Genomic DNA, 20,461 nt, shown 5'->3' on the forward strand with positions numbered 1-20,461 from the left:
TGGACTAGCCAGATGTTGAAAAGAGAGTGAAACATTTGATGATGTAAAGGTTGAGTTGTACCTGTCTAGAATAGTAATAGTTCCCCCCATTTACGTAAAGTTCAGCACCATGAAAAATAGAAATGGGGTGAATATAACTATAAGTTTTTCCAGTGGCATTACCCAGCAAGGGAGCAACTGTATCACGGGAGTACTGTTTGGCTAGTGCTAGAGTATTTTCTTTGCCATTTTGGGCAATAAAATCGATATAGGCAGGTCCAAAATTATAGGCTTGCACAGCCGTCCAGACATCAACGTCCTTCTTCTGGGCTAGATAGAGATTGTCGGTCAAAGTTTGCACACCTTGCCGAATGCTAGACGCATTATCATTGATGGTATTGGTTGAACCACTTGCAGACTCACTGGACTGCATGACATCGCCTTCTTTTCCTTTTGTTTCGGTATAAATCATAGCGAGCACAAGCTCTTCGTTTGCTGGGGTGTCTTTTTCACTCAAGATTTCGCGAACCATGGGTTGATAGGTCATGACCTGCTTGACATCTTGGTGAACGCGGTAAGCTTTATAGCCAGCAAAAAGGAAGACTGCTAGTACAAGCACTCTTCGAATTCGTTTAAACATTATTTACTTTGAATATCCTCGATATTTTTGATTAAGATAGAGTAAGTTCCATTGTCGTTTTGGATAAACTCAACAGACTCGGCGTCTTGATAGACGTTATTGGGAACGATGAGTTCAATTCCATTTGACAAGGAAAGTTTTTGGTTTTCAAATTTCTTTAATTGGCGACTGGCATCAATTTCATCAAATTGAACAGGCTCTGGTACAGCTTCTTTAACTTGGTCAATAAAGCTCAAACGAGCCGTCAGATTGTTATCAAAAAGGTCATTAGCCAATTTCTCAGGTGACAATTCATTGCTTTCTTCTAGGTTGTTGAAAATCGCTGATTTGACCTTAGATTGAAATTGAAAATCATCTGTGTTAAAAGATTCAGCAATTCTCTGGGCCGTTTTTTCCAGTTCTTTGATAGATTTCTTGGGTGAAATCTTAGGAGCAACAGCAAGAAGATTATCTGAAAAATAGTTCAAAAAAGTCCCGTTGTACTTGATTCGTTTTTCAATCAGATGGTACTTGCGACTCTGAAGATTGACCACCAAGGCCTCATCAGCACCCGTTCCAAATCCAGGCAGGTTATTCTGAGTCAGCTTGATTGGATTATCAACTTCTCCTCCGAGGTGGGTCAAGGTCTCCCGCAGAGCAATTCGCAAGAAAGCGAAATGTTCTACACCTTCTTTAGAAAATTGCACAAAAATCAAGTCATTGGTCTTGAGATTTTCTGAAATGCTGAACTCCTCTTTCCAGAGATTAGCCAGTGTTACTGATGTCTCCAACAAATCGTCTGTGATGTGATTGAAGAAGGGATTTTCTTCTTCGAAAATCCCAGTCTTAGCTTCATCTGAATACACACGTTCAATTTTTTTACGCAAGTATTCTTCGATTTTTGGAGTGATATTGAGAAACTTATCCGCTAGGAACAGCTCGGTATCATCCGGACTGAACTGATGGATAATAGCTTTCTTAATATAAATGTCCATAAAAGTATTAGTCCTCGTATAATGGGAAGGCATCTGTTAATTCTTTAACTGCACTTCTCACTTCTTCTAAGACAGCTTCATTTTCTGCATTCTTGAGGGTTTTAATGATGAGCTTAGCCACTTTGCGACTTTCTTCTTCACCAAATCCACGAGCAGTAATGGCTGCTGCTCCGATACGAATACCACTTGTCTTGAATGGTGACAAGGTTTCGTAAGGAATTGAGTTTTTATTTAGGGTAATATTGACTTCATCCAGCAAGTTTTGAGCAACTTTTCCGTTTTCTACAACCTTAGTCACATCCACTAGGAAGAGGTGGTTTTCAGTTCCTCCAGAAATGATACGGAAATCAGGGTCTTGCAAGAAGACATCTGCCATAGTCTTGCTGTTCTTGATAACATTGGCAGCATATTCCTTGAAGTCTGGATCCAAAACTTCTTTGAAGGAAACTGCCTTAGCAGCAACAACATGCTCCAAAGGACCACCCTGAATACCTGGGAAAATAGCTGAATTGATTTTCTTAGCAAGTTCTTCATCATTAGTTAAAATCAAACCACCACGAGGTCCACGAAGGGTTTTGTGGGTCGTTGTTGTGGTGATATGAGCGTATGGTACTGGACTTGGGTGAAGACCAGCAGCAACCAAACCAGCGATATGGGCCATGTCTACCATGAGCTTCGCACCCACAGCATCCGCAATTTCACGGAATTTTGAAAAGTCGATAATTTGAGAATAGGCTGAAGCACCTGCTACAATCAGTTTTGGTTTGACTTCTTGGGCTTGTTTCAAGATAGCATCAAAGTCTAAGAGTTCCGTTTCAGGATCAACACTATAAGAAACAAAGTTGTAGGTTTGACCTGAGAAGCTAACAGGAGCCCCATGAGTCAAGTGACCACCTGCAGCCAAATCCATTCCCATAACCGTATCGCCAGGCTCAATCAAGGCCATGTAAGCAGCACAGTTGGCTTGGCTTCCTGAGTGAGGTTGGACATTGGCGAATTTAGCACCGAAAATTTCTTTTGCACGTTCAATGGCTAGACTTTCTACTACGTCTACTACATCTGTTCCACCATAATAACGGCGTCCTGGGTAGCCTTCGGCGTATTTATTCGTCAAGATAGACCCTTGAGCTGCCATGACAGCCTTGGAAACTACGTTTTCCGAAGCAATCAATTCAATATTGTTTTGTTGGCGTTCCTCTTCTTTGGCAATAGCATTCCAGAGTTCAGCATCGTATGCTTTAAAATCATCTTTGTCAAAAATCATAGGTCTTCTCCTTTATTGTATGACAGGTCCTTTAGTCTAAGAAAATAAACTAAAAGATGCGAATAAACCGTTTCTGCACTTTATCACAAGTATAACCAACTTTTTCATAAAATGCATGAGCACCCAGACGATGATCGGCAGAGTTTAAGCGGATAAACCCATAGCCGCGTCTTTTTGCTTCTTGCTCCAACCCTTGCAATAAGCTTTTACCAATACCTTGACCTTGTGCTTGAGGTGAAACTGCTAAGGCTAAGATATTAAATCCTGCTTTGGAATAGAGGGATTCGTAAACCTCAGCGTGGACATAGCCAAGTAAGACATGACTGTCTTCATCCTCATAACCAAGTAGGAAATGATGTTCATCTTGAGATAATCTAGTTAGTTGACTAGCTGTCTCCTCTAGACTAAAAGAATAGCCCAAAGCTTCTTGGTTAATGTTACATATAGCTTTCACATCAGTTTCTCTTAAATTTCTTAGCATCTCATGCCTCCTCAAAAGCAATCTCTGGCAACCGAGCAAGGATATCTTCTCGCTTAATCGCCCCTTGGCGTAAGATTTTCACCTTGTCTCCAGACAAATCCAAAATAGTTGAATCCTGTCCAGTTAGAAAAGGATCGTCTTCTAGCCCCAAAACCTCTTGGTCAAAATCCTCTAGAATTTGAGCAAAGGTCACTCCACTTGCATGACCTGAGATATTAGCAGACGGCCCAATCAAGGGACCTGTCTCTCGAATCAAATCAAGGGTAATGGGATGACTAGGCATCCGAAATCCAACAGTTGCAAGACCAGAATTGACCCAATAGGGAACTCGGTCATTGGCTTCAAGGATAATGGTCAAGGGACCTGGTAAAAAGGTCTCTACAAGTTTTTGAAGATAAGTTGGCTGATTCTTAGAAAAGTGAAAGATGTCCTCTAGAGAGGCGATATTGAGGTTAAGCGCCTTGTCTCTTGGACGACGTTTGAGCTGGTAAACATGGTCAACTGCTTTTTCGTCTAGAGCCTTGGCAAAGAGACCGTAAACCGTCTCAGTAGGTAGAACGACCGCTCCACCATTTTCCAACTCTTGTCTAATCCTGTCCATCATCAATTACAACCATCCTATCTTGACCAAACTGGTCCTTGAGCGTTCGTACTCGTTTTTCAGGAAGATGTTTCCTAAAAAGTTCAGGAACACTTTGACCTTGCTTGTATCCAATTTCAAGGTAAATCTTACCACCATCTTTGAGATAGTCTTTTGCATCTTCCGCAATTCTACAGTAAATAGCTAGGCCATCCTCGTCTGCAAAGAGAGCTAGATGAGGTTCCGAATGCAAAACATTCAAACCGACCTCTGACTCATCTTCACGAGAGATATAGGGTGGATTGGAAACAATTATATCATATTTTTCAGAAATTTCTGTAAAACAGTCAGATTTTTTTAAAAATATTTGAAGATTTTGATTTTTAGCATTTTCGTTAGCTAAATCTAAAGCATCTTGGGAAATATCTGCTGCTGTCACTGACCAATCTGGTCTGTTTTTTGCTAGAGCGAGAGCAATAGCTCCACTACCTGTTCCAATATCCAGAACTGAAAGATTCGTCTCAGGATTTTCAGCCAGAATAAGCCCCACCAACTCCTCTGTTTCTGGACGAGGGATCAATACTCGCTCATCAACTGTTAACTGCATTCCATAAAAATCTGTCTGTCCAATGATGTACTGGGCTGGTTTATGAGCTGCTAACTGTTGGAAAATTCCTTTTACAAATTGTTTTTCTTCCTTGTTTACCTCTTGCTGGAGGGCAAAGACAAAATCTGTAAAAGAAAGATTTTTCAGGCTACGATAGACAAAAGAGAGGCTTTCAGCTTCCTCTCCTTGTCTTATCAACTCTTCTTCAAAATCTGAAAATAATTGAGCTAATTTCATTATTTGTTTAATTCTTCTAATTTTTGTGTTTGATCATAGAGCACCAAGGCATCCACGACTTCATCCAATTTACCAGACAAAATGGTATCTAGTTTTTGAAGGGTCAATCCAATACGGTGGTCTGTAACACGGTTTTGTGGGAAGTTATAAGTACGAATTCGTTCTGAACGGTCACCAGTACCGATTGTTGACTTACGCTCAGCGTCTTGTTCATCTTGTGCAATCTGAGCAAAGTGGTCAGCAACACGCGCACGAATGATTTTCATGGCCTTCTCACGGTTCTTCTGCTGGGTACGTTCTTCCTGCATCTCAACCTTGATATTGGTTGGCAAGTGAACGATACGAACAGCAGTCGCAACCTTATTGACGTTCTGTCCACCAGCACCAGAGGCGTGATAGATATCGACACGAAGGTCTTTTGGATCAATATCGTATTCTACTTCTTCGACTTCAGGCATGACAAGAACTGTTGCTGTTGAAGTATGAACACGGCCTTGGCTTTCTGTCACAGGGACACGTTGCACACGGTGGGCACCAGATTCGTACTTGAGTTTAGAGTAAACAGATTGACCTGAAACCATGGCAACGACTTCTTTGAAACCACCGACACCATTCATAGAAGCTTCCATAACTTCAAAGCGCCAGCCTTGGGCTTCAGCATACTTTTGGTACATGGTTAGCAAATCTCCAGCGAAAAGTGCTGCTTCGTCTCCACCAGCGGCGCCACGGATTTCAAGGATGATGTTCTTATCATCGTTTGGATCCTTTGGAAGGAGCAAGATTTTTAGTTTTTCTTCGTATTCTTCTTTTTCAGCCTTGGCATCTTTCAGCTCTTGCTTAGCCATTTCTTCCAAATCTGCATCTCCGCCTGATTCCTTAATCATCTCTTCGGCATCAACGATGTTTTGAAGTACTTGTTTGTACTCACGGTAGGCTGTTACTGTGTCACGAGTTGAAGCCTCTTCTTTTGAAAGCTCCATAAAACGTTTGGTGTCTGAAACGACATCCGGGTCACTTAGCAATTCTCCTAATTCTTCATAACGGTCTTCTACAGCTTGTAGTTGATCATAGATGTTCATTTTTCTTCATTCTCCTTATTGATTTCAGGCGCAAAATAATGTTTACGACAAACTGAGATATAGGTTTCATTACCACCAATCTGGATCTGTTCTCCATCGTAAACGGGCAGTCCATCCTGAGTACGCAACACCATGGTCGCCTTTTTCTTGCAATACTGACAAATGGTCTTGATTTCATCAATCTTATCTGCTAAAAGCAAGAGATACTTGGAACCTTCGAACAGTTCATTGCGAAAATCATTTTTCAAACCAAAAGCCATGACGGGTATATCTAACTCATCAACAACACGAGCTAGATCATAAACATGATGACGTTTAAGAAACTGGGCTTCATCAACCAACACACAGTAAGGTTTTTCTGATAGGTCTCGGATATAGCCGAAGATATCAGTTGTTTCCTCAATCGCAATGGCAGGGCGTTTCATGCCAATACGACTCGACACATAGCCAACACCGTCACGCGTATCCAGAGCCGAGGTCATAATCACAACACCTTTTCCTTGCTCCTCATAGTTATAGGCCACCTTGAGAATCTCAATCGTTTTACCAGAGTTCATGGTCCCATAACGATAATACAACTGTGCCATGTTTCTTGCTTCACGTCCATTTCTAAATTTTTGCTACATTCTAGTATATCATAATTTTCTTAAGCTTTAAACGGCAAAATGTGGTAAAATAGAAGAAATCCAAAACTAGTGGAGGAAGCTATTATGCCATTTGTACGCATCGATTTATTTGAAGGACGCACGCTCGAGCAAAAGAAAGCTCTTGCTAAGGAAGTGACGGAAGCTGTTATCCGTAACACTGGAGCACCTCAATCTGCTGTCCATGTCATCATCAACGACATGCCAGAAGGAACTTACTTCCCTCAAGGTGAAATGCGCACCAAATAATCTAGCTTAAGCAGAATTGCTTAGGCTTTTTCAATCTCCAAGTAGCATCCATTGAAGAAATAGCCTAAATTTGTTACAATTTGAAAAGAGACTTGGGAAAATTTCCAAGAAAAGAGCTATTAATTAAAGGAAATATTATGATTACACGTGAATTTGATACCATCGCTGCTATCTCTACTCCACTAGGTGAAGGGGCTATTGGTATTGTCCGCCTGAGCGGAACAGAAAGTTTTGCTATTGCGCAAAAGATTTTTAAAGGAAAAGACTTTAACAAGGTTGCCAGCCACACTCTCAACTACGGTCACATCGTTGACCCTCAGACAGGAAAAGTCATGGACGAGGTTATGGTTGGGGCTATGAAATCTCCAAAGACCTTCACTCGTGAAGATATTATCGAGATTAACACTCACGGTGGGATTGCAGTCACTAATGAAATATTACAACTAGCGATTCGTGAAGGAGCTCGATTGGCTGAACCTGGTGAATTTACTAAACGTGCCTTCCTAAACGGTCGCGTAGATTTGACGCAGGCTGAGGCCGTTATGGACATCATCCGTGCTAAGACAGACAAGGCTATGAACATTGCAGTTAAACAATTAGACGGTTCCCTTTCTGAGCTGATTAATAATACCCGTCAAGAAATCCTCAATACTCTTGCCCAAGTCGAGGTTAATATTGATTATCCTGAGTATGACGATGTTGAGGAAGCCACTACTGCCGTTGTCCGTGATAAGACTATGAAGTTTGAGCAATTGCTAACCAATCTCCTTAGGACAGCCCGTCGCGGTAAAATCCTCCGTGAGGGAATTTCAACAGCTATCATCGGCCGTCCTAACGTTGGGAAATCAAGCCTTCTCAACAACCTCTTGCGTGAAGACAAGGCAATCGTAACCGATATTGCTGGTACTACTCGAGATGTTATCGAAGAATACGTCAACATCAACGGTGTTCCTCTAAAATTGATTGACACAGCTGGTATTCGTGAAACGGATGATATCGTTGAACAAATCGGTGTTGAGCGTTCAAAAAAAGCCCTTAAGGAAGCTGACTTGGTTCTGCTAGTGCTAAACGCTAGCGAGTCATTAACTACCCAAGACCGACAACTTCTTGAGATTAGCCAAGATACAAACCGTATTATTCTTCTTAATAAAACCGACCTGCCTGAAGCGATTGAAACTTCGGAACTACCTGAAGACGTTATTCGTATTTCAGTCCTTAAAAACCAAAATATTGATAAGATTGAAGAACGTATTAACAACCTCTTCTTTGAAAATGCTGGTTTGGTTGAGCAAGATGCTACCTACTTGTCTAATGCCCGTCACATTTCCCTAATTGAGAAGGCTGTTGAAAGCCTACAAGCTGTTAATGAAGGTCTTGAACTAGGTATGCCAGTTGATTTACTTCAAGTGGATTTAACTCGTACTTGGGAAATCCTAGGAGAAATCACTGGGGATGCTGCTCCAGATGAACTCATCACCCAACTCTTTAGCCAATTCTGTTTAGGAAAATAGGAAAATCCATGATCGTTGTTTCGGTCATGGATTTTATTGTAATTATTAGTAATCTGGTCTTAAGACACCTGTTACAGTTGCCTTAGTCGCTTCGTAGTCACCATCTACAACAACCTTGATAATACGTTTGGCATCTTCTTCTGTTGCTGGAACAAGAGGTAGACGAGTTGGTCCAGCTTCAAATCCCATATAGTTAAGAACGGCCTTAACTGGAGCAGGACTTGGATAAGAGAAGAGGGCATTGACCTTAGGAATGAATTTACGTTGAATAGCTGCGGCTTTCTTCATATCGCTTTCTGCAATGGCAGTAAACATCTCGTGCATTTCATCCCCATTTGTATGAGAGGCAACAGAAATAACCCCGTCAGCACCAAGGTTCATGGCATGGAAAGCATCTCCATCCTCACCTGTATAAATCAAGAACTCCTCTGGCTTGTGTTCAATCAAATAAGCCATATTAGCCAAGCTAGTACATTCTTTGACACCAATGATATTTGGATGGTTAGCCAAACGAAGCATAGTTTCTGGAGTTAATTCAACAACCACACGTCCTGGAATGTTATAGATAATAATTGGCAGGTCAGAAGCATCTGCAATGGCTTTAAAGTGCTGATACATCCCTTCTTGAGAAGGTTTGTTGTAGTAAGGAACAATAGCAAGCCCAGCTGCGAAACCACCAAATTCTGCTACTTCTTTGACAAACTCGATAGAGTCACGCGTATCATTGGTACCCACACCCGCAATCAAAGGCACACGTCCATTGACAATCTTTTGTACAGCCGCAAACAGTTCCAACTCCTCATCATGGGTCAAGGTTGGACTCTCAGCAGTGGTCCCTGCGAGAAGAATTCCATCCGTATGATGCGCTAATAAATGCTCAATTAAGGCTGGAATGGCATCAAAATTGATGGAACCATCCTCATGGAAGGGGGTAATAAAGGCTGTGATGATTTTACACTCTTTTAAATCTTGATAAGACATGAAAACACCTCTCTATTTCAAAGAAGGAGTTCATCTGAACTCCTAAACGATATGACTATTTTAATTCAAATTTCAATTCAGCTGTTGGACGAACCAAGCCACGTTCATGAAGAGTTTCAGCAATCTGAACTGAGTTCCAAGCAGCACCTTTGAGCAGGTTATCTGAAACAACCCACATGTGAATTCCTTTTTCTGCATCCAAGTCTTTACGGATACGACCAACAAAGGTATCACGTGAACCCACTGCATTAATGGCTTGAGGATAGATTTGATGAGCCACATCATCTTCAAGGACAGCACCTGGGAAAGCTGCGATAGCTGCTTTTACTTCTTCGATTGGAGCCACTTCTTTTGTTTCGATGTAAACAGACTCAGAGTGAGCTGACAAGACTGGAATACGCACACACGTTGCAGATACTGCAATGCTATCATCTTCCATAATTTTCTTAGTTTCCTTAGTCATCTTCATCTCTTCGTAAGTGTAATCATTGTCAGTGAAGACATCGATTTGTGGAAGAGCATTGAAGGCGATAGGATAATGTTTCTTGTCTCCACCTGAAGGCAAGATTTCGGCATGTAAATCACGTGGTTTCACTCCATCATTCAAGACTTCACGAAGTTCACGTTGTGTCTCAAGAATTGCTCCCATACCAGCACCTGAAACTGCTTGGTAAGTTGAAACAATGATACGGTCCAAGCCCCATTTTTGGCGAACTGGCTCAAGAGCCACCATCATTTGGATTGTTGAACAGTTAGGGCAAGCAATAATCCCGTTGTGGGCATCAAGTGCGTGAGCATTGACCTCTGGAACAACCAAAGGAACATCTGGATTTTGACGGAAGTAAGATGTATTATCTACTACTACCGCTCCAGCTTTAACTGCGTATGGTGCATATTTAGCTGATGTAGAACCACCTGCTGAAAAAAGAGCAATATCAACTCCTTCAAAAGCTGTTTCAGTTGTTTCTTCAATCGTAATATCTTGATCTTTAAACTTCAAAGTCTTGCCTGCTGAACGTGCAGAAGCAAGTAAACGAATTTTATCGATTGGAAGTGTTGATTCTTCCAACATTTTTATCATCTGAGCTCCGACAGCACCTGTCGCGCCGACTACAGCAACTGTATATCCCATAAATAACCTCTTTCGGAATTTTCTAAAAATTTCTATAATAGATGTATTATACTACTTTTTCCGTGAATTGCAAAGCTTTTTCATCATTTTTTGGAAAATAAAAATCCCCAGTCGCTAGACTAGGGACTAAGAGGCATCTTCATGTGATGAGCAGGTTCACACAACTCATCAAGGTCCGCTCCTGCGTTATGACCTCCTTATGCTCAATAGTAGTCCGAAGACTACCTATCGACTCATCGCACCTACTATTCTACTAAAGAGAAGCACTTTTGTCAACAAGCGAAACTCTTTATACTTCTTCAAACTTCGTCAGCGTCGCCTTACCGTAGGTATGGTTACTGACTTCATCAGTTTCATCTACAACCTCAAAAACATGTTTTGAGCTGACTTCGTCAGTCTTATCTACAACCTCAAAGCAGTGCTTTGAGCAATCTGCGGCTAGCTTCCTAGTTTGCTTTTTGATTATCATTGAGTGTTAGTTTCATTTACACAGCTGAATAAGAAATATCCTTGAAAAATTTGGGGTAGACATAACAAAAACCCCTGTAAATCAAGGGCTTTTCTGTCTACTTTATGCTAATTGCCGGGATTGAACCGGCGACCTCATCCTTACCATGGATGCGCTCTGCCAACTGAGCTAAATCAGCTTACTTAAGAAGTATACTATAGTTAGAAAAACTTGTCAAGTTTCCTTAGAAATTTTCCATAAGAAAAAGCCAGGTAAGAGCCACCTAGCTTCTCTTCGTCTATTTGCTTAAATCAATTCGACGACCAATTTTACCAATGATAATCGCACCAATAATTAATGAGGCAAATTCACCAATCCCTGTTGTGAACCAAGTAAGGAAAAATGGTAATTGCGCTACGATATTCAACTCTGCAGCGATAGTAAACATGGAAATTGAAAAGAGGATTGAAAAGAAGAAATGATCTTTTCGAATTAATCCATTAAAGAGGTAATCTTTGCTGTATTTTGCAAAAAGCCAAACACCTAGACTAAGGAATACTAGGGTTGATCCACCACCAACAAAGACATCTAGCAGTCCGAAGCTAAAGAAATTAGCAATCATACAACCGATAGTAACTCCGATAATGTACTTTGGATTGTAAAAAGCCATAAAGTTCATCATTTCTGAAATACGGAACTGATAAGCACCATAGCTAATAGCATTTAAGGGTGGTGTGACAGTTAAAACGACATAGATAGCAGCAACGATTGCAATATCTGCAACATCACGAATAGTTAATTTTTTCATCTTTTCTCCTTTGGCGGTTGCCCGCGTGTAATATGCTTGGTGAAAGAAGCTAAGCACCAAGGGTTGATTCAATCAACCTTACTAGTATAGCACAATAACTTGCTTTATGCTATACTAAAAGTATGAAAAAACGCATTCAAAGTCTCTTCGAGAATGAGCTCTTAGCCTATCTCTTTTTTGGTATAGCAACTACTCTTGTCTCCATTCTATCCCGATTAGTCATTTATCAATTAACCCATAAAGAACTGCTTGCTACTGGACTAGCAAATAGTATCGGTATCCTATTTGCATTTATTACAAATGATCGACTTGTATTTAAGCAAGTTAGGCAGAATTGGCCAAGCCGTTTAGTAAAATTTACTATAGCACGTCTCTCTACTTTCCTTTTAGACATGTTTTTAACATTTTTCTTTGTGACACAGTTTCCTAATATTATCGGACAATTTGTTAATAATAATATAGACAAGGTTAATAGTATTGAAACCGTTATTTCACAATTCTTGATAATTATCCTCAATTACATTTTTAGTAAGGTTTTTGTTTTTAAAAAAATAGAAAATTTTTGAGCATATATCTTGCATGCTCTTCTTAATTAATATATAATTAAGAGTAAAAATTTTTTGAAAGGGAAAATGAAAATGTTAAAAGATCTTAAAGCATTTTTGCTTCGTGGTAATGTTGTTGACCTTGCTGTCGGTGTGATAATTGCCTCTGCTTTTGGTGCTATCGTTACTTCTTTTGTTAATGATATCATCACTCCTCTTCTATTGAATCCAGCCTTGAAAGCTGCGAAAGTACAAAACATCGCTGAGCTTGCATGGAATGGTGTTACATATGGTAAATTCTTGAGTGCTATTATCAACTTCCTTGTTGTAGGTACTGTCCTCTTCTTTGTTATTAAAGCTATGGAAAAAGCTCAAAGCCTTACTAAGAAAGAAGAAGTTACAGAGGAAGCTCCAGCTGCTCCAACTGAGTTGGAAGTACTTCAAGAAATCAAAGCTCTTCTTGAAAAAAAATAATCGATTAAAAGGATCTAGCACAAAGCTAAATCCTTTTTCTTTACTCTTTCGGTAACTTACCTGCTTTCTCAAGCATTTTCTTGATCAGATAAGGCATCTTAACATTTTCACGACCTTTTTTCTCAATCAGTTTTTTCACAAATTCTGGCATTTGTAAATCTTGAGATTCGGCCAAAATGTTTTTCGTCTCATCTGAAGGAACTAACTCATCAAAGGTTTCTTCTTCTGGAAGAAATTCCTTAAATTCTTGATTTTCATTGGCTCTAACTGTATTGACCAAAGCATCAATCAAACGAGAATCCGTATTTGGCATTGGTGGACGATGGTAGTTCACCCCAAATTCTTGACACAAGTCATAACATTCTACATCGTTGTCAAACAAGACTTCAATATGCTCACTAATAAAACTGATTGGTACAAAAATATAATGGTCTGGATGTTCTTTCTGTTCTCTGAGATACTCCAAAACATCTGGTTTAATCCATGGGATACCGATATCACTTTCACTCTGCCAAGTGTTGGTATATTGTTCTGAATTCAAGCCCAATTTTTCAGCGACTAGCTGGCTATTTTCGAAAATTTGGTCAATATATGGGTCACCAAAATCCAAGGCAAAAATGGGCACACTGTGGGCTGAAAAGATGACTTTAAAGCTATCCTGCTTTACTTCTTCTTTTAAAATCTTATCAATTTCATCTGCCCAATAGTTTAAGAGAGCTTCTTCTTGATACCAGTCCTTAATGACCAAAAATTGAATTTGTTTGCTTTCTAAAAATTTCTCATAGCCCATGACAGAATAGAAAGAATAATGAGGCTCCAAAATCAAGCAAATACACTGTTCAATGCCGTCTGCTTCCATCTGACCAATCACATCTGGAATAAAAGGTTTGGAAAATTTATTGGCAAAATAGACACTATACTCATTCCCCAGTCTAGCTTCTACTAAGGCAACCTCTTCACGAGTAATTCTTTGCAGAGGCGTACCTCCAATAAGTACATAATTATCATAGAGGGTTTGAATCTCGTGGTCTTGAGGTCTCACTCCACGACGAATATTTGTGAAAAAATCAGCTACACCTTCAAAGGTAATCTCTTCTGGCGAACCGAAGGTCATCATTAAAATTGCTTTTTTCATAACTACTTCCTTGTGATGTTTTTATCAATTTTATTTTATCATTTATCTACTAATAAGTAAACGCCAAGATAGTGATATTCTCACTCTTCTGTTTTTGTTTTTCTCTTCTTTCTATGATACAATGGAAAAAAATAAATTCAAAAGGAGTTTTTTATGACTTACCCAAATCTCTTGGAACGTTTCTTAACCTATGTTAAGGTCAACACGCGCTCTGATGAACACTCTACTACTACTCCAAGTACGCAGAGTCAGGTTGACTTCGCAACAAATGTTCTTATCCCTGAAATGAAACGTGTTGGACTGCAAAACGTCTACTACCTTCCAAATGGTTTTGCGATTGGTACCTTGCCAGCCAATGATCCATCTTTAACACGTAAAATTGGTTTCATCTCCCACATGGATACTGCTGATTTTAATGCCGAAGGGGTCAAGCCTCAGGTAATTGAAAACTACGATGGGGGTGTGATTGAACTAGGGAATTCTGGTTTTAAACTGGATCCAGCTGACTTCAAGAGTCTTGAGAAATATCCAGGACAAACCCTCATCACAACCGATGGAACAACCTTACTAGGTGCTGATGATAAGTCAGGGATTGCTGAAATTATGACTGCTATTGAATATCTAACTGCTCACCCTGAAATCAAACACTGTGAAATTCGTGTTGGTTTTGGTCCAGATGAGGAAATTGGTGTTGGTGCTAATAAATTTGATGCAGAAGATTTTGATGTAGATTTTGCCTACACTGTTGATGGCGGACCACTAGGTGAACTTCAATACGAGACTTTTTCAGCAGCTGGTGCTGAATTGCATTTCCAAGGGCGCAATGTCCACCCTGGTACTGCAAAGGGACAGATGGTAAATGCTCTGCAATTAGCAATTGATTTCCATAATCAACTCCCTGAAACTGACCGTCCTGAACTGACAGAGGGTTACCAAGGTTTCTACCATCTGATGGATATAACAGGGTCTGTCGAAGAGGCTCGTTCAAGCTACATCATCCGAGACTTTGAAAAGGATGCCTTTGAATCTCGTAAAGCAGCTATGCAGTCTATCGCTGATAAGATGAATCAAGAGCTTGGTAACAATCGTGTTACTCTCACCCTAACAGATCAGTACTACAATATGAAAGAAGTCATTGAAAAAGATATGACTCCAATTACCATTGCTAAAGCCGTTATGGAAGATTTGGGTATCACTCCTATAATCGAACCAATCCGTGGAGGGACAGACGGCTCTAAGATTTCCTTTATGGGAATCCCAACTCCAAATATCTTTGCGGGTGGAGAAAATATGCATGGACGATTTGAATACGTCAGCCTTCAGACCATGGAACGTGCAGTTGATACCATCATTGGTATCGTAGCTTATAAAGACTAAAAAGACGAGGTAGCTCAGCTACTTCGCCTTTCTGTTTATTCTGCTGGTTTTTCTTGATTTCCAGTACTTGTTGTAGATTCTGTTATTTCCTTTTCTGAAGATGATTCAGCAGGTTTAGAATCTGTTGTGTTGCTTGGTTTGTTTTCGTCACTTGCTGTTTCACTATTAGATTCTGCAGCTACGCTTGGTCGGTTCTCAGCACTGGTGTTCTCACCATTTGCTTCAGTATTTGTTGCTGGAGTTGCTTCTTCACTTGCGCTTGATTTTGACTTGATTTCTTGATTCAAGACTAGAATAGCTTTTGTCAATTCAAGTAAAGCAGCTTTATCTTTACTCTTAGCAGAAAGTTGATCTAGTAGAGCATCCACCTTATCAAAGTCCGCATCAGAACCCTTATTGTTTTCTAAGTATGCGTGAAGTGACATGAGGATATCGTAAAGTTTTTGATAGAGTACAAGTGTCTGAGGATCTTGCTCAGCATTTTCCTTTTCTTGTTGAAGAGCGCTAGCGATACGAGTCAAGATATCTTTTACCTGACTATTTACTTCATCCAAGTCTGCATCAGCCTTGTTTGTAGCAACTTTGAGATTTTCTACTTCTTCTGCCAAGGATTGTCTGATTCCTTCTTCTTGGATTTGTTCCAAGAGTTGATGTGCCTTGCTCAAGAGGCTTTCTACCTCTTCCTTGCTAACATGATTGACATGCTCTTCAGGCATAAAGTCTCCATACAATTCTTTCAAGAAGCCATAAATAGCTGTCTTGGCACTTTGATTATCAACTTTTTCAGTATCTAGAACTGTCTGACTTGATTTCGCAGTAGTTGGCTGAGCTTTCAACGCTTCTTCCACTTCTTGTTTTGCCTGATATATACTTGGGAATAATTTGTTCAATTCTGCTGCCTTAAGGAAGGATTGAGATTGATACAAAGTCCAAGTCAACTGAGCTACTTTGTTTCGAAGTTCATCACTCAAACGACCGTCATTTACGTGTTCGTAGAAGTACTTGATGTATTCTACAGTTGTAACACCTGTTCGGTCATTAAAGTCTTGCAAGGCTTGAAGTTGTGATTCAACCGCTGCTAAACCAGCCTCATCTTTTGCCAACTTAGCTTCTTGGAGTCGAACGAGAAGGTCTTTCTTTGGAAGTCCAAAAGTGTCTGTATCCAGTGTATTGATTTTATCAATCAAGGCTTGATATTTCTTATCTAGAGCACTGGTTTCAACAGGTTTGACACTTTCATCAATATGGATATATTGCTTATCAAAGAGATCAAGGGTTGCAAGATAACCTGCTGTAGAGTTAGTTGCCAGTTTCTTCATGTTTTCAGTAAACTGGCCTAAAGCTAACTCAATCTGTCTTTGTTCGATAGGCTTGTCTTTGTAGATACTTCTGCTATCAGCTAGAAGTTGATCTACTTTTTCCAAGACTGCCTTCTCATCAAAAGCTCCAGGTTGATAATTGGATTGTAGGGCTGGAATCTTGTTTTTCAAAGCCACTTCATATCCCTTAGTTTGAACCTTGATGTAGTGATTGTGATCGCCATGAGGAATCACAAAACTACCATTTTCTACCTGTAAGCTATAAGGAGACACACCATCTCGCAAAGCAGTGGTATAGAGTTCATTTAGGAAATCAAGTTCTGGATTGCCAGTTTGTAGCGGAAGACGCACATGTTCCTTACGAACAGCATATGGGTGGATATGAGTTGGATCGTAGGCTTGGTCTGGATTTCCAAAAACAAAGAATCCGTTTGAAATTCTAATCGCTTCAAGTGGAACTCCGTATGTTTTAGAAATATAAGCAATTTTTTCTTCATCGCTAGCATCTCTTGAGAAAGACTCTACTGTTTTAGCAAGAGGTTTTACAGGTTCTGCATCATGATGTGTTTTCAGATGATCCTGTGCGGCCTTAATTTGCTCTGCTGTCAAATCTTTCTTGAAGAAGTAATGATTATGATCACCATGACTCATGACAAATCCTTGATCATCCTCACTTATGACACGATCGGCATCAAAACCGTGATCATGGTCTTCATCATGATGGTGTCCATGATGATCTTCATCGTGATCGTCATCATGAGCTGGATTTGGTGTTGCTGTATTTGCCCCTTTCAAGTGGTCTTGCGCTGCCTTGATTTGATCAGCAGTCAAATCCTTCTTGAAGAAGTAATGGTTATGATCACCATGACTCATAATAAAGCCTTGATCATCCTCACTTATGACACGATTAGCATCAAAACCGTGATCATGGTCTTCACCATGATGGTGATCGTGATTATCTTTATCGTGTTCATCATCATGAGCTGGATTTGGTGTTGCTGTATTTGCCCCTTTCAAGTGGTCTTGTGCGGCCTTGATTTGCTCAGGTGTCAAATCCTTCTTGAAGAAGTAATGATTGTGGTCACCATGACTCATGATAAATCCTGATTCATCTTCCGCAATAATACGATTAGCATCAAAGCCGTGTCCACCTTCTTCATGTTCCTCATGTGAAACACCAGGATTGATTGGAAGAGATGGCGAAGGTGTTGTTAGGCCATTGTTTGGAAGAGTCGGTTGACCAATTTGGTTCGCCTTAGGAATGTAATGGAAATGATCGCCATGTCTTACAATATAAGCTGTAGCAGTTTCTTCGACAATATCTTTAGGATTAAAGATATAACCATCAGATGTTGAAGAGATAGCCTTATTTGTAAGCAAGGAAGGATGATTCAAAGTAGATGGACTGCTTGGAAGACTTCCTAGACTAGACGCTACTCCATGAGGTTTTTCATTTGTAGAGACCGTAGAACCAGTTCCACCGATAGGCACCATTCTAGCAATCTTTTCTTCTAAAGGAGAGAGCTTGCTGTAAGGAATAAAGTGATAATGATCACCATGCGGAATCGCAACACCATTTGGTGTACGACTGATAATCTTAGCAGGGTCAAAGACTAAACCATCTGATTCACTGTAACGTTTGTCGCTAGGTGAATCGTAGAGTTCTTTCAATAGACTTTGGAGATTTTCAACTTTGCTTTCTGGCTTGCTAGTTGAGCCTTGTGCTACAGATTGCGTGTCATTATCACTAGCTGTTGAAGAATAGCTTAACTGACTTGGTTGCGTATTTTTGCCAGCTAAATGAGCTTTTGCTGCTGCTAACTCACTAGAAGACAAATCACTTTTTGGAATATAGTGATAGTGACCTCCATGAGGAACGATATAAGCATCACCCGTATCTTCGATAATATCAGCTGGATTAAAGACATAACCATCATCTGTCGTATAGCGTCCCTGAGACCTTGCTACAGCAACATCAGAGCTGACCTTCTCATTATCTTTGATGTGTTCTTGTTTTTGACGATTGATTTCATCCTTGGTTCGAACATTATCAGCATGAGCTGCATCTTTCAGGTAGACATAATATTTTCCATCGACCTTGATGATATAACCACCCTTGACCTCATTGACAATATCAGCGTCTTTAAGTTGATAATTAGCATCCTTCATCAAAAGTTCTTCACTGAAAATCGCATCATAAGGAACTTTCCCATTATAGTAATGATAGTGATCACCGTGTGACGTCACATAGCCCTGATCTGTAATTTTGATAACAATTTGCTCAGCCTGAATTCCTTCTTTTTGACTGACCTGATCTGGTTTCAGGTTTTCAGTTTTCTGACTTGACTGGCTACCATCCACATAAGAGACACGATTATTGTCCTTATTTTCCTGCGAGCGATGCTGGTTCAGTGCATAGGCGCAAAGACTCAAGGATACGATAACAGCTGATCCAGCTGCAATATACTTTTTACTGAATTTCATAAATCCCTCATTTCAATAAATGATGAAGCTATTTCTTAACTTCTTTTTCTCGGTTAAACAGTTTTTCTAAACTGGTTATTTAACCATTTAATTAACCAGTAAATAGTTTACCTTTTTTAAGTTTATCTGTCAAGATTTTTATATCATTTTAAAAAATAAAAGCCAGTATTGCTACTGACTCTTACATCATTTTGATTTATAGTATAAAGTTTATACTTCTGATTTCGTCGTAACTGACTCACTACCTTTTTAACAAAGCAAGCAACTTTTCTGCTTCTGCCATGATACCATTATTATCCATGGTTTGCAGGTTCAAGTTATTTCGTAAACCAGCTAGACTCTCTGCCACATTGTCTTTCAAACTAGCATCGGTTATTGTATCAAGTAGAGCTTCTACTTCTTTGAGTTTGGCTTCTACTTTTTCGGTTTCTACTTGAGGTACTTCAGCATCGTCTGTTGTATCTTTAGATACTTCTCCTGTCTCGTCTTCATCAGTGCTCGGTTTATAAAGATTATCTACTGAAGGGGTTGAACCTGTATGATTTTCTTTTTCATTGGATTCAGGACGGGTTGACTCGTCTGATTCATGATGATCTTCCTTATCTTCATCAGATTTACTGTCTTTGTCTGCCTTATTTTTACGAACATGGTCGCTGGCATTTCCCCAACCATTATCTGAGTGAGGACGTTCTTCAGGATGTTCAACATAATATTTTACAGTCGCAAAGAGATCCTCAAGGCTATAACCCTTAGGTGCTTCATAGAGTCCTTCGTCAAACCAACCAAATTTAATGTTATGGTAATGGTCGTAATGAGGTATAATTAAGCTACCATTTTTAACTTCAACAGTATGTTGGAGATTGTAAGGAATGTGAACAAGTGGAACCTTCTTAGCTGCTTTCACTTTATTATAGATTGCTTCTACTCCTTTAACCTCAGTATTTCCTGAACCCTGATTATCTGTTGAAGGAGGGGTCAAACCTTTCTCTTTAGCATAAGCCTGGGCTGCCGCTCTTTCAGCTTCAGACAAGCTCTCTTTCTTAATCCAATGACTATGGGTCATATGTGGAGTTATATAGGCATCTCCCTCATCACTGGTAATATCATGAGTATCAAAAATATAACCATCTTCTGTTGTGTACTTGCCTGCTAATTTCGCTAATTTAATTTCATCGTCTGTATATGCAATCTGAGAATTTGGTTTGCCAAGTCGCTCTGGGTGGGTGATTGGTGCTAGAAATGTCAATAAATCGTCAACCAATTTTCCTTTATTAGTTGATTCATCATTCAAGCGTTCTGCTAATTTGTCTAAGGCTTGGAAATCAGCAATTCGCCCCTTATTTTCGGACAAGGCTTTATGAGCCTCGATCAACAAATTATAAGCTTTATCATAAAATTCTTGGTCCCGAAGAGCAACATTTTCTTTCTTCGCAACTAGAGCATGTGTCTCTTGAGTTTTCTTAGACAAGAGATTTTCAATAGCATCAATCTTATCCTTGGCTAAGTCTTTAGC

19 protein-coding genes, 1 tRNA gene and 1 riboswitch are annotated in these 20,461 nt (G+C 39.8%); of the genes, 5 read left to right on the plus strand and 15 right to left on the minus strand.

Annotated features, from left to right (window positions below; all coding sequences use genetic code 11):
- Positions 1-4 precede the first annotated feature (4 nt).
- The 8 genes from pmp23 to MK480_RS06890 are packed head-to-tail and all read right to left on the minus strand — an operon-like array spanning position 5 to position 6,428.
- A complete protein-coding gene (pmp23, locus tag MK480_RS06855; RefSeq protein ID WP_084929659.1) occupies positions 5-619 on the minus strand; it encodes a cell wall hydrolase Pmp23 in 615 nt (204 codons plus the stop codon).
- Positions 619-1,593, minus strand: a complete 975-nt coding sequence (locus tag MK480_RS06860; protein WP_000356101.1) for a nucleoid-associated protein — start codon at positions 1,591-1,593, stop codon at positions 619-621. The genes pmp23 and MK480_RS06860 overlap by 1 nt, the downstream gene beginning before the upstream one ends.
- Positions 1,594-1,600: 7 nt before the next feature.
- Entirely contained in the window at positions 1,601-2,857 is a 1,257-nt protein-coding gene (gene glyA, locus MK480_RS06865; RefSeq protein ID WP_268707400.1) for a serine hydroxymethyltransferase, read from the minus strand.
- Positions 2,858-2,906: 49 nt separating this feature from the next.
- The gene (locus MK480_RS06870) at positions 2,907-3,338 is read right to left on the minus strand and encodes a GNAT family N-acetyltransferase (RefSeq protein WP_049493844.1); all 432 of its coding nucleotides are present in this window, start codon (positions 3,336-3,338) and stop codon (positions 2,907-2,909) included.
- 1 nt (position 3,339) lies between these two features.
- Positions 3,340-3,942 (minus strand): L-threonylcarbamoyladenylate synthase, encoded by a 603-nt coding sequence (locus MK480_RS06875; protein ID WP_268707401.1) that lies wholly within the window; start codon positions 3,940-3,942, stop codon positions 3,340-3,342.
- A complete protein-coding gene (prmC, locus tag MK480_RS06880) occupies positions 3,926-4,762 on the minus strand; it encodes a peptide chain release factor N(5)-glutamine methyltransferase (RefSeq protein WP_268707402.1) in 837 nt (278 codons plus the stop codon). Before prmC ends, MK480_RS06875 begins: the two co-directional genes overlap by 17 nt.
- Positions 4,762-5,841, minus strand: a complete 1,080-nt coding sequence (gene prfA, locus MK480_RS06885; protein WP_001028815.1) for a peptide chain release factor 1 — start codon at positions 5,839-5,841, stop codon at positions 4,762-4,764. Before prfA ends, prmC begins: the two co-directional genes overlap by 1 nt.
- On the minus strand, positions 5,838-6,428 hold the full coding sequence (locus MK480_RS06890; protein ID WP_020902848.1) for a thymidine kinase: 591 nt from the start codon (positions 6,426-6,428) through the stop codon (positions 5,838-5,840). Before MK480_RS06890 ends, prfA begins: the two co-directional genes overlap by 4 nt.
- A gap of 123 nt (positions 6,429-6,551) precedes the next feature.
- On the opposite strand from MK480_RS06890, the gene MK480_RS06895 reads away from it, so the two are divergent.
- Both MK480_RS06895 and mnmE read left to right on the plus strand, forming a co-directional pair.
- On the plus strand, positions 6,552-6,734 hold the full coding sequence (locus tag MK480_RS06895; RefSeq protein ID WP_001117398.1) for a 4-oxalocrotonate tautomerase: 183 nt from the start codon (positions 6,552-6,554) through the stop codon (positions 6,732-6,734).
- Positions 6,735-6,871: 137 nt separating this feature from the next.
- A complete protein-coding gene (mnmE, locus tag MK480_RS06900; protein WP_261037225.1) occupies positions 6,872-8,245 on the plus strand; it encodes a tRNA uridine-5-carboxymethylaminomethyl(34) synthesis GTPase MnmE in 1,374 nt (457 codons plus the stop codon).
- Positions 8,246-8,290: 45 nt separating this feature from the next.
- Here mnmE and dapA read toward each other — a convergent pair whose 3' ends face one another.
- The 4 genes from dapA to MK480_RS06920 form a co-directional block, all read right to left on the minus strand.
- Positions 8,291-9,226 (minus strand): 4-hydroxy-tetrahydrodipicolinate synthase, encoded by a 936-nt coding sequence (gene dapA, locus MK480_RS06905; RefSeq protein ID WP_000121611.1) that lies wholly within the window; start codon positions 9,224-9,226, stop codon positions 8,291-8,293.
- Between the two features lie 55 nt (positions 9,227-9,281).
- Entirely contained in the window at positions 9,282-10,358 is a 1,077-nt protein-coding gene (locus MK480_RS06910; RefSeq protein WP_000542462.1) for an aspartate-semialdehyde dehydrogenase, read from the minus strand.
- Positions 10,359-10,932: 574 nt separating this feature from the next.
- A tRNA-Thr gene (locus MK480_RS06915) sits at positions 10,933-11,005 on the minus strand.
- Between the two features lie 99 nt (positions 11,006-11,104).
- Positions 11,105-11,614 carry a QueT transporter family protein gene (locus tag MK480_RS06920; RefSeq protein ID WP_000737072.1) on the minus strand — a complete coding sequence of 170 codons (510 nt, stop codon included), beginning with the start codon at positions 11,612-11,614 and terminating at the stop codon, positions 11,105-11,107.
- Positions 11,612-11,708: riboswitch (PreQ1 riboswitch) on the minus strand. (Overlaps the previous gene by 3 nt.)
- 28 nt (positions 11,709-11,736) lie before the next feature.
- Here MK480_RS06920 and MK480_RS06925 point away from each other — a divergent pair.
- Positions 11,737-12,180, plus strand: a complete 444-nt coding sequence (locus MK480_RS06925) for a GtrA family protein (RefSeq protein ID WP_268707403.1) — start codon at positions 11,737-11,739, stop codon at positions 12,178-12,180.
- A gap of 72 nt (positions 12,181-12,252) precedes the next feature.
- Positions 12,253-12,633, plus strand: coding sequence for a large conductance mechanosensitive channel protein MscL (gene mscL / locus MK480_RS06930; protein WP_268707404.1), 381 nt, complete (start codon positions 12,253-12,255; stop codon positions 12,631-12,633).
- 40 nt (positions 12,634-12,673) lie between these two features.
- Here the strand turns inward: mscL and hemH are convergent, their stop codons facing one another.
- On the minus strand, positions 12,674-13,768 hold the full coding sequence (hemH, locus tag MK480_RS06935; RefSeq protein ID WP_268707405.1) for a ferrochelatase: 1,095 nt from the start codon (positions 13,766-13,768) through the stop codon (positions 12,674-12,676).
- Positions 13,769-13,921: 153 nt separating this feature from the next.
- Here hemH and pepT point away from each other — a divergent pair, with 153 nt between their 5' ends.
- Positions 13,922-15,145 carry a peptidase T gene (gene pepT, locus MK480_RS06940; RefSeq protein ID WP_268707406.1) on the plus strand — a complete coding sequence of 408 codons (1,224 nt, stop codon included), beginning with the start codon at positions 13,922-13,924 and terminating at the stop codon, positions 15,143-15,145.
- Between the two features lie 35 nt (positions 15,146-15,180).
- On the opposite strand, the gene MK480_RS06945 is transcribed toward pepT, so the two are convergent.
- Positions 15,181-18,948: a pneumococcal-type histidine triad protein gene (locus tag MK480_RS06945; RefSeq protein WP_268707407.1), complete on the minus strand. Its 3,768-nt coding sequence runs from the start codon at positions 18,946-18,948 to the stop codon at positions 15,181-15,183.
- 241 nt (positions 18,949-19,189) lie between these two features.
- Positions 19,190-20,461, minus strand: a 1,272-nt coding sequence (locus tag MK480_RS06950; protein ID WP_268707408.1) for a pneumococcal-type histidine triad protein, incomplete at its 5' end; no start/stop codon positions are given.

This window comes from Streptococcus mitis (assembly GCF_026782895.1).
GTDB classification, from domain to species: domain Bacteria; phylum Bacillota; class Bacilli; order Lactobacillales; family Streptococcaceae; genus Streptococcus; species Streptococcus mitis_CB.

Excerpts from the sequence above, each read along its gene's own strand:
- MK480_RS06890 (WP_020902848.1), bottom strand. The coding sequence starts at position 6,428 with ATGGCACAGTTGTATTATCGTTATGGGACCATGAACTCTGGTAAAACG.
- MK480_RS06920 (WP_000737072.1), bottom strand. The coding sequence starts at position 11,614 with ATGAAAAAATTAACTATTCGTGATGTTGCAGATATTGCAATCGTTGCT.
- MK480_RS06945 (WP_268707407.1), bottom strand. The coding sequence starts at position 18,948 with ATGAAATTCAGTAAAAAGTATATTGCAGCTGGATCAGCTGTTATCGTA.
- MK480_RS06925 (WP_268707403.1), top strand. The coding sequence starts at position 11,737 with ATGAAAAAACGCATTCAAAGTCTCTTCGAGAATGAGCTCTTAGCCTAT.
- MK480_RS06895 (WP_001117398.1), top strand. The coding sequence starts at position 6,552 with ATGCCATTTGTACGCATCGATTTATTTGAAGGACGCACGCTCGAGCAA.
- MK480_RS06860 (WP_000356101.1), bottom strand. The coding sequence starts at position 1,593 with ATGGACATTTATATTAAGAAAGCTATTATCCATCAGTTCAGTCCGGAT.
- mscL (WP_268707404.1), top strand. The coding sequence starts at position 12,253 with ATGTTAAAAGATCTTAAAGCATTTTTGCTTCGTGGTAATGTTGTTGAC.
- prmC (WP_268707402.1), bottom strand. The coding sequence starts at position 4,762 with ATGAAATTAGCTCAATTATTTTCAGATTTTGAAGAAGAGTTGATAAGA.
- prfA (WP_001028815.1), bottom strand. The coding sequence starts at position 5,841 with ATGAACATCTATGATCAACTACAAGCTGTAGAAGACCGTTATGAAGAA.
- glyA (WP_268707400.1), bottom strand. The coding sequence starts at position 2,857 with ATGATTTTTGACAAAGATGATTTTAAAGCATACGATGCTGAACTCTGG.
- pepT (WP_268707406.1), top strand. The coding sequence starts at position 13,922 with ATGACTTACCCAAATCTCTTGGAACGTTTCTTAACCTATGTTAAGGTC.
- dapA (WP_000121611.1), bottom strand. The coding sequence starts at position 9,226 with ATGTCTTATCAAGATTTAAAAGAGTGTAAAATCATCACAGCCTTTATT.
- MK480_RS06875 (WP_268707401.1), bottom strand. The coding sequence starts at position 3,942 with ATGATGGACAGGATTAGACAAGAGTTGGAAAATGGTGGAGCGGTCGTT.
- hemH (WP_268707405.1), bottom strand. The coding sequence starts at position 13,768 with ATGAAAAAAGCAATTTTAATGATGACCTTCGGTTCGCCAGAAGAGATT.
- mnmE (WP_261037225.1), top strand. The coding sequence starts at position 6,872 with ATGATTACACGTGAATTTGATACCATCGCTGCTATCTCTACTCCACTA.
- MK480_RS06870 (WP_049493844.1), bottom strand. The coding sequence starts at position 3,338 with ATGCTAAGAAATTTAAGAGAAACTGATGTGAAAGCTATATGTAACATT.
- MK480_RS06910 (WP_000542462.1), bottom strand. The coding sequence starts at position 10,358 with ATGGGATATACAGTTGCTGTAGTCGGCGCGACAGGTGCTGTCGGAGCT.
- pmp23 (WP_084929659.1), bottom strand. The coding sequence starts at position 619 with ATGTTTAAACGAATTCGAAGAGTGCTTGTACTAGCAGTCTTCCTTTTT.